Annotated in this window: 15 protein-coding genes; 8 read left to right on the top strand and 7 right to left on the bottom strand. The window is 59.0% G+C overall.

What is annotated here, in order from left to right:
• Positions 1 to 96: 96 nt before the first annotated feature.
• The 4 genes from FB593_RS03015 (at position 97) to FB593_RS03000 (ending at position 2,155) form a co-directional block, all read left to right on the top strand.
• Positions 97 to 594, top strand: coding sequence for a GNAT family N-acetyltransferase (locus FB593_RS03015; RefSeq protein WP_003512751.1), 498 nt, complete (start codon positions 97 to 99; stop codon positions 592 to 594).
• Positions 591 to 1,064, top strand: a complete 474-nt coding sequence (locus FB593_RS03010; protein ID WP_065661078.1) for a GNAT family N-acetyltransferase — start codon at positions 591 to 593, stop codon at positions 1,062 to 1,064. The genes FB593_RS03015 and FB593_RS03010 overlap by 4 nt, the downstream gene beginning before the upstream one ends.
• Before the next feature lie 109 nt (positions 1,065 to 1,173).
• Positions 1,174 to 1,572 carry an NADH:ubiquinone oxidoreductase subunit NDUFA12 gene (locus FB593_RS03005; protein ID WP_013635978.1) on the top strand — a complete coding sequence of 133 codons (399 nt, stop codon included), beginning with the start codon at positions 1,174 to 1,176 and terminating at the stop codon, positions 1,570 to 1,572.
• Between the two features lie 145 nt (positions 1,573 to 1,717).
• A complete protein-coding gene (locus FB593_RS03000; protein WP_013635979.1) occupies positions 1,718 to 2,155 on the top strand; it encodes a DUF2155 domain-containing protein in 438 nt (145 codons plus the stop codon).
• 16 nt (positions 2,156 to 2,171) lie between these two features.
• Here FB593_RS03000 and aat read toward each other — a convergent pair whose 3' ends face one another.
• The 5 genes from aat to FB593_RS02975 all read right to left on the bottom strand — a co-directional run bounded on the left by aat (position 2,172) and on the right by FB593_RS02975 (position 5,991).
• Positions 2,172 to 2,786: a leucyl/phenylalanyl-tRNA--protein transferase gene (gene aat, locus FB593_RS02995; protein ID WP_003512757.1), complete on the bottom strand. Its 615-nt coding sequence runs from the start codon at positions 2,784 to 2,786 to the stop codon at positions 2,172 to 2,174.
• Between the two features lie 5 nt (positions 2,787 to 2,791).
• On the bottom strand, positions 2,792 to 4,138 hold the full coding sequence (accC, locus tag FB593_RS02990) for an acetyl-CoA carboxylase biotin carboxylase subunit (protein WP_145166315.1): 1,347 nt from the start codon (positions 4,136 to 4,138) through the stop codon (positions 2,792 to 2,794).
• 12 nt (positions 4,139 to 4,150) lie between these two features.
• Complete coding sequence (accB, locus tag FB593_RS02985; RefSeq protein WP_003512759.1) at positions 4,151 to 4,636, bottom strand: acetyl-CoA carboxylase biotin carboxyl carrier protein; 486 nt, start codon at positions 4,634 to 4,636, stop codon at positions 4,151 to 4,153.
• A gap of 25 nt (positions 4,637 to 4,661) precedes the next feature.
• Entirely contained in the window at positions 4,662 to 5,099 is a 438-nt protein-coding gene (aroQ, locus tag FB593_RS02980; protein WP_019565501.1) for a type II 3-dehydroquinate dehydratase, read from the bottom strand.
• A gap of 124 nt (positions 5,100 to 5,223) precedes the next feature.
• Positions 5,224 to 5,991 carry a DsbA family protein gene (locus tag FB593_RS02975; RefSeq protein WP_038490779.1) on the bottom strand — a complete coding sequence of 256 codons (768 nt, stop codon included), beginning with the start codon at positions 5,989 to 5,991 and terminating at the stop codon, positions 5,224 to 5,226.
• 171 nt (positions 5,992 to 6,162) lie between these two features.
• On the opposite strand from FB593_RS02975, the gene FB593_RS02970 reads away from it, so the two are divergent.
• Entirely contained in the window at positions 6,163 to 7,320 is a 1,158-nt protein-coding gene (locus FB593_RS02970) for a pyridoxal phosphate-dependent aminotransferase (RefSeq protein WP_025593298.1), read from the top strand.
• A gap of 30 nt (positions 7,321 to 7,350) precedes the next feature.
• On the opposite strand, the gene FB593_RS02965 is transcribed toward FB593_RS02970, so the two are convergent.
• Positions 7,351 to 8,034 (bottom strand): ArsR/SmtB family transcription factor, encoded by a 684-nt coding sequence (locus FB593_RS02965; protein WP_038490782.1) that lies wholly within the window; start codon positions 8,032 to 8,034, stop codon positions 7,351 to 7,353.
• 74 nt (positions 8,035 to 8,108) lie between these two features.
• On the opposite strand from FB593_RS02965, the gene FB593_RS02960 reads away from it, so the two are divergent.
• From FB593_RS02960 to FB593_RS02950, 3 genes are all read left to right on the top strand, one after another.
• Entirely contained in the window at positions 8,109 to 8,435 is a 327-nt protein-coding gene (locus tag FB593_RS02960; RefSeq protein ID WP_065688246.1) for an NIPSNAP family protein, read from the top strand.
• On the top strand, positions 8,432 to 8,797 hold the full coding sequence (locus FB593_RS02955) for an antibiotic biosynthesis monooxygenase family protein (protein WP_065688247.1): 366 nt from the start codon (positions 8,432 to 8,434) through the stop codon (positions 8,795 to 8,797). Before FB593_RS02960 ends, FB593_RS02955 begins: the two co-directional genes overlap by 4 nt.
• 147 nt (positions 8,798 to 8,944) lie before the next feature.
• On the top strand, positions 8,945 to 9,649 hold the full coding sequence (locus FB593_RS02950; protein ID WP_025593304.1) for an SDR family oxidoreductase: 705 nt from the start codon (positions 8,945 to 8,947) through the stop codon (positions 9,647 to 9,649).
• Between the two features lie 206 nt (positions 9,650 to 9,855).
• Here FB593_RS02950 and FB593_RS02945 read toward each other — a convergent pair whose 3' ends face one another.
• Positions 9,856 to 12,801 carry an Rne/Rng family ribonuclease gene (locus FB593_RS02945; protein WP_145166314.1) on the bottom strand — a complete coding sequence of 982 codons (2,946 nt, stop codon included), beginning with the start codon at positions 12,799 to 12,801 and terminating at the stop codon, positions 9,856 to 9,858.
• Positions 12,802 to 13,245: the final 444 nt, after the last annotated feature.

Raw genomic sequence — 13,245 nt, 5'->3', positions numbered from 1 at the left:
CGGCATAAGCCCGAGGATGACGTCGAGCACTGGGACTGACATTGATTTATGCCGGGATTATGCCCGGCATTTCTGTTTCGAGACGGAGCAAACATCATGTTTTTCATACGCACGGCAAGCCAGCGCGATATCGAGCCGGTCCGGGCGCTTCTGGCTACCACCTGGCATGCGACCTATGACGCGATCTACGGCGCAGACAAGGTGAAGGAGCTGATTGCCGCATGGCATTCTCCACAGGCCATGAAGGACCGCATCGAGAAAAAGGGCGGCGAATTTCTGGTGGCCGATAATGGCCGGCAGATCGGCGGTATGGCTTATGCTTCAATGTCTGCGAAGATGAGCAAGACGGCCCTGTTGCACCAGCTTTATGTCGGGCCCGAATTCCAGCGTCAGGGGGTCGGCCGCGATCTCTTCGCCGAGCTTGAAACCTGCTTTCCGGATGCGGAAATCATGCGTCTGGAAGTGGAGCCCAAAAATACTGTCGCAATAGCCTTTTATGAAGGCGTCGGATTTACCGAGGTTGACCGAATCGAGCGCATGGCGGGTATCGATGGTTTTCCCGGTATCGTCATGGAAAAGAGCCTGAAACGATGAATGCGACATTAGATACGCTGGTAATCCGCGCGGCACGGCAAGAGGATGTTCCCGCACTCGCGGCCATCTATGCCGCTGACGAAATCGGAGGCCACGGCGATACGGCCGACGAATCGGCCCTGCCGGACTATCTCGCGGCCTTCCGCGACATCGAGGCGTCACCCACCGAGACGCTTTACGTGGCGGAACTGGACGGCGAGATCGTCGGCACTTTCCAGACGGCCATCCTGACCAAGCTTATCGGGTGCGGCGCCAAATCCATGGTGATTGAAGCGGTGCAGACGCGGCCCGACATGCGCGGCCGGGGCATCGGCGCAGTCATGATCAACTATTGCCTTGATGAAGCGCGCGCCAGGGGCATGAAAGCCGTGCAGCTCACCTCCAACGTGGCGAGGCTCGATGCCCATCGCTTTTACGAGCGGTTGGGTTTCGAAAAGCGGCATCTCGGTTTCAGGATGAAGCTGAAATAGCGCGGATATATCGGGAAATACTGGACAATCGCCGTGAGGGGCGGCATAAGCTTGTCTTGTGCCGTGCACGGAAAATCGCTGCGGCGCATTCAAGCCCGAGGAACGCATAATGAAGACTCTCCTGACGCAAATCTTCACCTGGTGGAACGGCCAGACGATCGGAACGCGGTTTCACACCTGGCGTTTCGGCAAGAAGGTCGGACAGGACGAGTTGGGCAACACCTATTACGAAGGCGGCACCACCTCCTGGGGCATGCCGCGCCGTTGGGTGATCTATAACGGTTATGCCGAAGCTTCGGCCATTCCGCCCGGCTGGCATGGCTGGATGCACTACCGCACCGACGTGCCGCCGAGCCAGGAAACATATGTTCCGCGGGAATGGCAGAAGGCGCATCAGGCCAACCTCACCGGCACATCCAAGGCCTATCGCCCACAGGGATCGCTGGCGGTCGCAGGCGAGCGTCCGCGCGTAACCGGCGACTACGATGCCTGGACCCCCGGCAACTGAGCAGGGCAAAATGAGCATTGCGATGCGCGGTGTTGTGCAAAACGCCGCGCTTGGCACACGACCTCACCGGTTTTTGCCACATTCCGCCCTTACGCGTTGATCCGGTCGTCGTCCCGACACAGGCAATTTTTTGGAGACATATCGTATGAGGATATTCACGCGGGATCGTTCTTTGCGTGCGCTGACAGTCTCGCTGTTTGCAGCGGTCTCTGCTGTCATCCTCGTATCGCCCGTCTCCGCCGCCCGTCTTGAAAACCGCGTGGCAGTGTTTTCCGGCATCGACAAGATCACCGGCCGCATTACGTCTTTCGATGTCTATATCGACGAAACGGTTCAGTTCGGCGCGCTCCAGGTGACGCCTAAGGTCTGTTATTCGCGCGACCAGACGGAAGCCCAGAAGATCGATGCTTTCATCGAGGTGGATGAAATCACTCTCGACCGCAAGATCAAGCGGATTTTCACCGGCTGGATGTTCGCCGACAGCCCCGGCCTCAATGCTGTCGAGCACCCGATCTACGACGTATGGCTGACGGGCTGCAAGCAGGACTCCGAAGTTCCCGCTCCCTCAACGGCAAGCAAATAACGTTACGTTATGATTTTTAGAATTGCAGGTCTGGCTGGTTGACGGCCTGATCGAGCATTTTCGCGTATTGCTGCTTCGGCACATCGATCGCGCCGAATGTCTTCAGATGCTCGGTGGTGAATTGAGTGTCGAGCAACACGAAACCGCTTGCTCTCAGCCGCTCCACCAGATGCACGAGGCAAATTTTCGAGGCGTTGGTGCGGCGGGAAAACATGCTCTCGCCGAAGAATGCGGCCCCAAGCGATACACCGTAAAGTCCGCCGACAAGTTCCTTGCCATCCCACGCCTCGACACTATGGGCATGGCCGATCTGGTGCAGTTCGGTGTAGAGTTTGCGAATTGTGGCGTTGATCCAAGTGCTCGGCCTGTCCGGCGCTTCAGCCGCACATCCTGCCATCACCGCTTCGAAAGCGGTATTGAAGCGTATCTCGAACGGCTTCTTGCGCATCGCCTTGGCGAGGCTTTTGGAAATGTGGAAATCGTTGAGCGGAATGATTCCGCGTATTTCCGGCTCGACCCAGAAAAGCTCGGGATCATCAGCCGAATCGGCCATCGGAAACAGGCCGGCGGAATAGGCGCGCAGCAATATATCGACGGTTATGCCGTTATTTTTGCTGCGCCGCCCAACCATATCTCTTAGTGAGACGCATCACCGGCCAGGTATTTTTCCAGCCAGTGAATGTCGTAATTGCCGCTGAGGATATCTTCGTTCTGAAGAAGATCCTGGAAAAGCGGGAGCGTGGTCTTGATGCCGTCGACGACGAACTCGTCCAGTGCCCGGCGCAGACGGCGGATGCATTCGTCACGGTCGCGACCGTGAACGATAAGCTTGCCGATCATGCTGTCGTAATAAGGCGGGATCTTGTAGCCCTGATAGGCACCCGAATCGACGCGCACGCCAAGGCCGCCCGGCGTATGGAAATAGGTCAACGTGCCGGGGGAGGGAACGAATGTGCGCGGGTCCTCGGCATTGATACGGCATTCGATGGCATGGCCATGGAATTCGATATCCGCCTGCGTGACCGACAGGCCCTGTCCCGAAGCAACCCTGATCTGTTCCTGCACGAGGTCCAAGCCGGTGATCGCTTCCGTCACCGGATGTTCCACCTGAAGACGCGTGTTCATTTCAATGAAATAGAACTCGCCGTTTTCGTAAAGGAACTCGATGGTGCCGGCACCGCGATATTTCAGCTTGCGCATGGCGCTTGCACAAATTTCGCCGATCTTCATGCGCTGTTCAACGGTGAGGGCCGGGGAGTTCGCCTCTTCCAGCACCTTCTGGTGACGGCGCTGCAGCGAGCAATCGCGTTCGCCAAGATGAATGGCGTTGCCTTCCCCGTCGCCAAAAACCTGCACTTCGATATGGCGCGGCTTGCCGAGGTATTTTTCCATGTAAACGGCGTCGTTGCCGAAGGCAGCTGCCGCTTCGGAGCGGGCCGTCGAGACCGCCTCGTCGAGATCCGCTTCCGTCTTCGCCACCTTCATGCCGCGACCGCCGCCGCCTGCCGTCGCCTTGATCAGGACCGGGAAGCCGATCGTCCGGGCGATTTCGAGCGCATTCTCGGGCTTCACTTCGCCGTCGGAGCCGGGAACCACGGGAATACCGAGTTCCTGCGCCGTCTGCTTGGCGGTGATCTTGTCGCCCATAAGGCGGATATGCTCTGCGGTCGGTCCGATGAAGGTAATGCCGTGCGCGTCGAGGATATCGGCGAACTTGGCGTTTTCCGACAGGAAGCCGTAACCGGGGTGAACGGCGTCCGCACCGGTGATTTCGCAGGCCGCAACGATCTGGTGGATGTTGAGGTAGCTGTCACGCGAAGGCGGCGGGCCGATGCACACACTTTCGTCGGCAAGGCGCACATGCATGGCGTCCGCGTCTGCGGTGGAATGCACGGCGACTGTCGGAATGCCAAGCTCCTTGGCAGCGCGCAGGACGCGCAGCGCAATCTCGCCGCGGTTGGCTATGAGGATCTTCGAAACCATGCTGAACCGCCTTTATTCGATGACCACGAGAGCTTCACCATACTCCACGGGCTGTGAGTCGTTGACGACGATTTCCACGACCTTGCCGGACTTCGGAGCCGGGATCTGGTTCATGGTCTTCATGGCTTCGACGATGAGGATGGTCTGGCCTTCCTTGACGGTCGCGCCCACTTCGACGAACGGACGTGCGCCCGGAGCAGGCGACAGGTAAACCGTGCCGACCATTGGCGAGGTAACGGTATTGGCCGGGTTGCGAGCAGGTGCTGCGGCGACCGCAGGTGCTGCCGGAGCGGCAACTGCCGCTGCTGCAGGGGCTGGCGCCGGTGCTGCGTAACCGGTGGGCGCTGCGGCATATACCGTGGTGGGCGGAGCGGCGCGGGAAACGCGGATGCGCAGGTCTTCCTGCTCCACTTCGATTTCCGAAAGGTCGGTATCGTTGAGGATATTCGCGAGCTCGCGGATCAGTTCCTTGTCGATACCCTGTTTCTTTTCAGACATGACAAACCCTATTCTTTGTTTCTTTTTATGCCGTGATGTTCTTCAGCGCGTGAAGCGCCATGATGTAGCCATATGGTCCGAAACCGCAGACCATGCCCTTCGCGGCGGGCGATACCATCGATTTGTGACGGAACTCTTCCCGCGCGTGGATGTTGGAAATATGCACTTCCACGACGGGCGTGGAAATCGCACGAATGGCGTCATGCAGCGCGATCGAGGTGTGGCTGTAGGCGCCGGGATTGATGACGACACCTGCCGCTCTCTCTCCCGCCTCATGCAACCAGTCCACGAGCACGCCTTCGTGGTTGGACTGGCGGAATTCCACAGCGAACCCGAGATCTGCACCAGCAGCAAGACAATCATTCTCGATGTCTTTCAGCGTCTTGCCACCATAGATACCCGGTTCCCTTTTTCCCAGCATGTTGAGATTGGGGCCGTTGATGACGATGATGATGTTGCCCATTCGTGTTTCCATAAGAAAATCAGCGACACCTATAGACTGCGCAGCCTTCAAGGAAAAGCCCCCGAAAGCCGTAAACAGCCGGCAGGCCCGGCATCCACAGGGAATGCAGCGGCTTTTTGCGGAATCAGGAGCAGGTGGCTTTTCCGCAGCTGCGCATATTGGCGATTTTTTCCTTCAACGGGTCCGCACCAACAGCGCCGAAAACGGCCTCGTTGCCGACGATATAGGACGGTGTTCCTGTTATGCCGAGGCTGTTGGCGAGCTTGTAGGTTTCCTGCACCTGCGCGTCGTTGGGATTTTCTGCCATCGATTTGCGGATGTCGGCCTCCTTGAGACCGAGCGACGTCGCGACTTCCATGGCGCTGTCTTCATTCGCCCGTCCGCGGCCGCCCAGCAAGGCGCGCTGGAATTCGGGATATTTGGCAGGCGCAAGCAGCTTGACGGCGTTGGAGACCCGATGCGCTGCGACCGATTCCGGCCCGAGGATCGGGAATTCCTTGAGCACGACGCGTACTTTCTTGTCCGTCTTCAGAATATTGTCCATGTCGCCCATGGCGCGTTTGCAATAACCACAATTGTAATCGAAGAACTCGACCAGCGTGACGTCGCCGTCCGGATTGCCGAGCGCCAGATCGTATTTCGATTCGAAGATGGTCTTCTGGTTGTCGGCCACGGCTTCCGCCGCCTTGGCGTTGCGGGTCGCATATTGCTTGCGTTCAAGCGCGTCCTGAACTTCAAGCATGATCTCGGGGTTCTCGATCAGATATTGCTTGATGAACTCGCCCAATTCCTTCTTCTGCTTGTCATCGAGGGCATGGGCGGGCAGAGAAGCGAAAGCCATGGAAAGGGCCGTTACGCTGGCGAGAAGGGTTGAACGGAGAAGATGCGCCATATCGGTCCTCATACTGTGCGGCCAATGCCTCATGAATGTTATGATGCAATTACCTTACTTTAAGCCAAATGCCATACGCCAAAAATAGTTGTCCGCATTATGGTCGCACGATTGTGAAGCGTGTGATTCTGGGGCAAGTCTCTGAAATACGGTTCAGGAAAGAGCATGCCCTTGATAACGATGTCGAAGCGGAGCGCAGTCGAACCCTTTCACGCCATGGATATTCTGGCGGAGGCGAACCGGCGACGGCAGGCGGGACGCCCCGTCATTTCCATGGCGGTCGGCCAGCCTTCCCATCCCGCACCGAAAGCCTCTCTGGCGGCCGCGCAGGAGGCGCTGAAGCATGGGCGGATCGGCTATACCGATGCGCTTGGCCTGCGTGAATTGCGCGAAGCGATTGCTGGCCACTACCGGCTGCGCCACCAGGTTATCGTCGATCCGGCGCGCATTGCCGTTACCACCGGGTCTTCTGCCGCTTTCAACCTCGCCTTCCTCAGCCTTTTCGATGCCGGTGATCATGTCGCGATCGCAAGGCCCGGTTATCCCGCTTATCGCAATATCTTGAAAGCGCTTGGCCTCAATGTCGTGGAAGTGCCGGTAACGGCGGAAACCGGCTATACGCTGACGCCTGCCAGCCTCGAGCGGGCGGAAACCAGGGCGGGCTGCAAGTTGAAGGGCGTGCTCCTGGCAAGCCCGGCCAACCCAACCGGCACGGTCACCGGCCGCGAAGCGCTGAAACGGCTGGCAAACTATTGTGAAAGCCGGGATATCGCCTTCATTTCCGACGAGATCTACCACGGCCTTACTTTCGTCGGCGAGGAAACGAGCGCGCTCGAACTCACCGACAATGCCGTCGTCATCAATTCCTTCTCGAAATATTATTGCATGACCGGATGGCGCATCGGCTGGATGGTCCTGCCGGAAAATCTCGTCCGTCCGGTCGAATGTCTTGCTCAGAGCCTGTATATTTCACCGCCGGAACTATCCCAGCTGGCGGCAACCGCAGCCTTTTCGGCGGCGGAAGAACTGGACGTCTACAGGGAAAGCTACCGCACCAACCGCGATTTCCTGATGACGCGCCTTCCGGAAATCGGCCTGCCGCTGGCGTCTCCCATGGATGGCGCATTTTACGCCTATGTCGATACCAGCCGCTTTTCCAATGACAGCATGGATTTCGCCAAACGCATGTTGGCGGAAATCGACGTGGCGGCGACGCCCGGCATGGATTTCGATCCAGAGGAGGGCCACAGGGCGCTGCGCATTTCCTATGCGGGTTCGGTGTCGGATATTGCCGAGGCCGTTGGGCGCATTGCTGGTTGGCTGAAATAAGCCCTCGGTTCTTCTCCCCTTTGGCGGGGATCAGGCGGGCGAGCAACCGAAGGTGCTGGCAAAGGCCTTTTCACCCTTTGTGGTGAAGGTCAGCACGCGCCCGTTTCCTTGCCGCAGCCAGTCGCGCTGCTGCATGGCTTTCAGAAGCGATGCGCCGAGCCCGCCCCCGAGGTGGTGACGACGTTCGCTCCAGTCCAGGCAATGCAGGCAAACCGGGCGCCTTGCCTTTTCCAGCGGCGAAAGATCAATGCCGAAGCTCGAGAAGAAATCCCGCCCGCTATCCGTAAGTGCGGGATCGTCGCCTGACGTGACGAGACCTTTTGCGGTGATGGTGGAAAGCAGTGCCACGCCACTTTCTCCGGCCAGATGATCGTAACAGATGCGCGCCTCGCGAAGCGCGGTGTCCTTTGGTCCGGTACGCACGCGCACGGCCCCGGTGCGCTGCGCAAGTCCCATCAGCGCTTCAAGAACCTGCGCCACATCCGCGTCGGAAAGCCGGAAATAGCGATGCCGCCCCTGTTTTTCCGCTTTGAGCAATTGGGCGTCGGAGAGTTTTGACAGATGCCCGCTAGCAGTCTGCAGTGTCACGCCGGCGGCTTCGGCAAGCTCGCTTGCTGTCAGCGCGCGTCCGTCCATCAGCGCCGTCAATATGTTGGCGCGGGCGGGGTCGCCGATCAGGGCGGCGACATTTGCGATCAAGGGTCCGTCTTTCATAGTTCGATGATAGCCGAAGCATTGATGTGAGGCAATGGCGTAGACAGGCAAGGCAGAACACGAGGAGACCGACGATGCTGACCTGTTTCATCCGTTACGAGATCGACCCCTTCAAGGTCGATTCTTTCGATCAATATGCCCGCAACTGGGGTGAGGCGATACCGCGCTGCGGCGCCGATCTGATCGGCTATTACGCGCCGAAAGAGGGATCGAGCACTATTGCCTACGGCGTCTATAACATCGAAAACCTTGCCGCGTACGAAGCCTACCGGGCGCGACTTGCCGCCGACCCGGCAGGGCGGGAAAATTATGAATTTGCCCGGCGCGAGCAATTCATCCGCCGTGAGGACAGGCTGTTCCTGAGGCTGGCATCTGCGCCGCACGGCGGAGGCGGACGATGATCGCCGTCATCTTCGAGGTCTGGCCGGCTGAGGGCGAAAAACAGCATTATCTCGATATTGCCGCCAGCCTGCGCGCCGAGCTCGAAACCATCGACGGCTTCCTGTCCGTCGAACGCTTTCAGAGCATCAGCAATCCCGACAAGATGCTTTCGCTGTCATTCTTCAGGGATGAGGAGGCGGTGAAGGCATGGCGCAACACCGCGCCGCATCGAGCAGCACAGTCGCTGGGACGGTCAGGCGTCTTTTGCAATTACCGCCTGCGTATCGCCACCGTGATGCGGGACTATGGTTTGAAGGTGAGGGAGGAGGCCCCGACCGACAGCAGACAGGTCCATGCGGCGGATAATCAAGTGCGGCGTTGACGGGCCTTCAGATCAGTTTTTTTGCAAGCCGGTCCAAGGCTTTCTGGTTCGAACTCGCTGCCAAAACCCGCTATAGATGGAGCGGGTTATGGATGGAGAAGGGCTGCCACGCGGCGGTCCGCCCGATTGGACATGGAGAGAAGAACGATGTCGGCAGAAAAAGTGGCGATTGTGACGGCAGGCGGCAGCGGCATGGGCGCGGCCGTGGCGAAACGTCTAAGCGCTGATGGTTACAAGCTCGCGATCCTGTCGTCCTCCGGCAAGGGAGAGGCGCTGGCGAAGGAACTGGGCGGCATCGGCGTCACCGGCTCCAACCAGTCCAACGACGATCTCAATCGACTGGTGGAGCTGACGCTCGAAAAATTCGGACGTATCGACGTTCTCGTGAACAGTGCAGGCCATGGCCCGCGCGCTTCCATCCTCGATATCACCGATGAGCAATGGCACACGGGTCTCGATGTCTACCTGATGAACGTCATCCGCCCGACACGGATCGTGGCTCCATTCATGGTGAAACAGAAAGCCGGGTCGATCGTCAACATCTCGACTGCCTGGGCTTTCGAGCCGAGCAGCATGTTCCCGACTTCTGCAGTGTTCCGCGCCGGCCTTGCTTCCTACACCAAGATTTTTTCCGATACCTATGCGGCCGACAATGTGCGCATGAACAATGTTCTGCCCGGTTGGATCGATAGCCTGCCAGCCACGGAAGAGCGCCGCCAGGGTGTGCCGATGCAGCGTTACGGAACGAGCGAGGAGATAGCCGCAACCGTTGCCTTCCTCGCCTCGGAAGGTGCGGGTTACATCACCGGCCAGAACATCCGCGTCGATGGTGGTTTGACACGGTCTGTTTGACGATTGGCATATCGGGCTTCCGTCACCCCGGACTTGGTCCTTTGCCAACGCGGTCAAGTCGTTGATCGGGAGAGATTTCTTTCACGGCGCAGACGCGCCGTGGCTGGATGCCGGATCGATTACGGCGTGAGATAAACCTAACATCCGCCAACAAAGCAAAACGCCCGCAACATGGTTGCGGGCGTTTTTCGTTTCAGTGTCTTCTATCAAAAGAAGCCTTTGCGCTGCCACCAGCCGCCCTTGCGCGGCTTCGGCTCGTCGCCATCAGGGTTGGCGGGCGTGCCCGACGAGGTCACGACCGGCTCCGAATTCGAGACATTGCTGCCCCGGTTCGCGCGAACCTTTTCTTCCGTCGCCGGTGCTACGGCTTCCGAACCCAGATCGGCCGAGGCTTCACCCACTTCGTCGAGGGCGACATCGACGACGGTTTCCACAACGACTGCGGGCTCGACGATCACCGGCTCGACCGTTTCAACGGTTTTGGCCGCGACTTCAGCCTGCGGTGCCGCTTCAGCCGGCGGTACGTCTTCGGTCTTGGCCTTCGCCTTGCGGGTGCGGCGCGGTTTCTTCGGGGCTTCCGCTTCCCCAACGTCGGCAACCAAACCTTCCACCACTTCGGCAGCGGTAGGCTCTTCGGTTACGGGTGCTGCGGCGGAAACCTCTTCGCTTTCGCCTTCTTCGTCGGACTCAGTGCCTGCGGCATCGAGAGCCTCGTCTTCAGCACGGTTGCGACGGCCGCCACGCTTGCCACGACGGCGACGCTTGCGCTTGCCCTCTTCATCAGAGCTTGCAGCTTCGTTCACACCGTTTTCATCGGCGTCGTCTGCGGCTTCATCGGTTTCGACGCCATCTTCGTCGTCCGCATCATCAGCGCCGGTGTCATCGCCAGCCTGCGCATCAACTGCACCGTTCTGGTCGTTCTGTCCGCCCTTGCCACGACGGCGACGACGACGCTTGCGCTTGCGCTTGCCGTCTTCACCATTGTCGCCCTGCTGCTGTTGCTGGCGCGGCTCGCTGGCCTGCGCCTTGACGATTTCTTCCTCTTCTTCGTCCTCTTCCACCTCAACAACGAAATCGTCTTCCTCTTCCACGAAGCTCGGGAGCATCTGGATAAGGCTTTCGATCTTCACCGGATTTTCAACCGCTTCACCACGATCGATGGCGAAATGCTGCGCGCCGACGCCGGCATCGGCGGCAATGATGATCGCCACACCGAAGCGGCCTTCATAATCGACAATCGTGCCGCGCTTGTGGTTGAGCAGATAGAGAGCCGTTTCCGGCGTGCAGCGCACGGTGATGTTGTGGGTCGTGTTGCGCAGCAGATATTCCTCAACGCCGCGCAGCACGTGCAGCGCGATGGAGGATTCCGAGCGAACGTGACCCGTGCCGCCGCAATGCTGGCAGACCTGCGTGGTCGATTCCAGCACCGAAGCGCGGATGCGCTGGCGCGACATTTCCAGAAGGCCGAAATGCGAGATACGGCCGACCTGGATGCGCGCCCGGTCGTTTTTCAGGCAGTCCTTGAGCTTTTTCTCGACGGAGCGGTTGTTGCGCTTTTCTTCCATGTCGATGAAGTCGATGACAACAAGACCGGCAAGGTCGCGAAGACGCAGCTGGCGAGCCACTTCTTCCGCCGCTTCCAGATTGGTCGTCAGCGCCGTTTCTTCAATGGAATGCTCGCGGGTCGAACGACCGGAGTTCACGTCGATGGCAACCAGAGCTTCCGTCTGGTTGATGATGAGGTAACCGCCCGATTTCAGCGTAACCTGCGGCTGCAGCATGCGGTCGAGCTGGGCTTCAATGCCCGAGCGCGAGAAGATCGGGTGGATGTCGCGGTAAGGCTGAACCACCTTGGCGTGGCTCGGCATCAGCATCTTCATGAAGTCTTTTGCTTCACGGTAGCCTTCTTCGCCCGAAACGATGATCTCGCTGATATCCTTGTTGTAGAGATCGCGGATCGAACGCTTGATGAGCGAGCCTTCCTCGTAAACGAGGCAGGGGGCCGTGGAGTTCAATGTCAGCGTGCGGACGTTTTCCCACAGGCGCATCAGATATTCGAAGTCGCGCTTGATCTCGACGCGGGTGCGGTTGGCGCCTGCAGTACGCAGAATGACGCCCATGCCCTGCGGAACTTCCAGATCGCGCGCGATTTCCTTCAGGCGCTTGCGGTCGGTCGGCTGGGTGATCTTGCGGGAAATGCCACCGCCGCGTGCGGTATTCGGCATCAGCACGGAATAACGGCCAGCAAGCGACAGATAGGTGGTGAGTGCGGCACCCTTGTTGCCGCGTTCTTCCTTGGCAACCTGCACGAGAAGGATCTGGCGGCGCTTGATGACTTCCTGAATGCGGTACTGCTTGCGCGGCTTGCGGGCAACGCGATCGGGAACCTCTTCCATGGCGTCTTCGGCGCCGACGGATTCGATCACTTCCTTTTCGTGATGATCGTCATCATCGTCGTCGTCATCATCGTCATTGCCACGGCGAAGGCCCTCGACTTCCTCGGAAATCGTATCTGTATCGACCATGGCAGCCATTTCGCCGCCCGTGCTGCCGTCTTCTTCGGAAGAGGCCTCAGCAGTAGTGTCGGAAACGGCTTCTTCTTCCGCGACCTTCTTCTTGGCGCGGGGGCGGCGGGTACGCTTCTTCGGTGCTTCTTCCGCAACGGCCTCGACGGCCACAGCAGTCACGTCTTCGGATACCTCTTCGGCAGCGGCAGCGGCAACGGTTTCGTCCACGACCACGGCGTCAGTCGTCTCGCTGACGGCAACGATGCCGACATCCGGCTGGTCCGCCTGCGATAGATCGAGAGCCGGTGCGCCGGGCTCGGGGGCGTCAGCCGATTCAAAGTCGTCGCTGCGGCGATGATCCTCGGCTTCCGCCTTGAGGAGTGCCTGACGGTCGGCGAGCGGGATCTGGTAATAGTCAGGGTGGATTTCCGCAAAAGCGAGAAACCCGTGGCGATTTCCACCGTAATCGACGAAGGCCGCCTGAAGGGAGGGCTCAACCCTAGTGACCTTGGCAAGGTAGATATTGCCGCGGATCTGTTTCTTGTGCTCCGATTCGAAGTCGAATTCCTCGATCCGGTTCCCACGGACAACGACTACGCGTGTCTCCTCTTCGTGGGAGGCGTCGATAAGCATTTTGTCTGCCATGTAAGCTGTGCTCCTCGGCGCAGCCTTGTTTTATACGAGAACAGGCCCGCCACACGGACGAGCCTTTCATATGAGTGCAAGGATGTGCCGGAAATGAAGTCTCCAGCCGGGCCTCTGTAAACTGGCAGCATCCGGACCGACGGCGAGGCGCTTGGCCTGCTCCTGGTATCCGGTTCATATGAAAACTGCTGCGACATCATTGGCCAGGCGGAACGACAATAATATATAGACCCCTTGGGGTCCGATGAATTTGCTCTCCTCAGAGCAGCGGTGGCATTGCCACCGGGTAGGTCTCCGGCCACGGCCGGAATTGATCCAGTTTCAGGATAAATGTAACGACGGCAGATGATTGCCCGTTTTGCAGCGCCAGCGTCTTTTTCGATTGGCAGCCGGCGGGCATCTATCCCGTCAACACTTTTAACCCTCATCCTTGTTGTATGTTTT

The sequence above is a fragment of the Rhizobium sp. SJZ105 genome, assembly GCF_007828365.1.
GTDB classification, from domain to species: domain Bacteria; phylum Pseudomonadota; class Alphaproteobacteria; order Rhizobiales; family Rhizobiaceae; genus Agrobacterium; species Agrobacterium tumefaciens.
Note: the sequence above shows the minus strand (reverse complement) of the source record. Positions and strands in the feature narration are given on the sequence as shown.

Coding starts and splice junctions, on each gene's coding strand:
- FB593_RS03015 (WP_003512751.1), top strand. CDS start 97: ATGTTTTTCATACGCACGGCAAGCCAGCGCGATATCGAGCCGGTCCGG.
- FB593_RS03010 (WP_065661078.1), top strand. CDS start 591: ATGAATGCGACATTAGATACGCTGGTAATCCGCGCGGCACGGCAAGAG.
- FB593_RS03005 (WP_013635978.1), top strand. CDS start 1,174: ATGAAGACTCTCCTGACGCAAATCTTCACCTGGTGGAACGGCCAGACG.
- FB593_RS03000 (WP_013635979.1), top strand. CDS start 1,718: ATGAGGATATTCACGCGGGATCGTTCTTTGCGTGCGCTGACAGTCTCG.
- aat (WP_003512757.1), bottom strand. CDS start 2,786: ATGGTTGGGCGGCGCAGCAAAAATAACGGCATAACCGTCGATATATTG.
- accC (WP_145166315.1), bottom strand. CDS start 4,138: ATGGTTTCGAAGATCCTCATAGCCAACCGCGGCGAGATTGCGCTGCGC.
- accB (WP_003512759.1), bottom strand. CDS start 4,636: ATGTCTGAAAAGAAACAGGGTATCGACAAGGAACTGATCCGCGAGCTC.
- aroQ (WP_019565501.1), bottom strand. CDS start 5,099: ATGGGCAACATCATCATCGTCATCAACGGCCCCAATCTCAACATGCTG.
- FB593_RS02975 (WP_038490779.1), bottom strand. CDS start 5,991: ATGGCGCATCTTCTCCGTTCAACCCTTCTCGCCAGCGTAACGGCCCTT.
- FB593_RS02965 (WP_038490782.1), bottom strand. CDS start 8,034: ATGAAAGACGGACCCTTGATCGCAAATGTCGCCGCCCTGATCGGCGAC.
- FB593_RS02960 (WP_065688246.1), top strand. CDS start 8,109: ATGCTGACCTGTTTCATCCGTTACGAGATCGACCCCTTCAAGGTCGAT.
- FB593_RS02955 (WP_065688247.1), top strand. CDS start 8,432: ATGATCGCCGTCATCTTCGAGGTCTGGCCGGCTGAGGGCGAAAAACAG.
- FB593_RS02950 (WP_025593304.1), top strand. CDS start 8,945: ATGTCGGCAGAAAAAGTGGCGATTGTGACGGCAGGCGGCAGCGGCATG.
- FB593_RS02945 (WP_145166314.1), bottom strand. CDS start 12,801: ATGGCAGACAAAATGCTTATCGACGCCTCCCACGAAGAGGAGACACGC.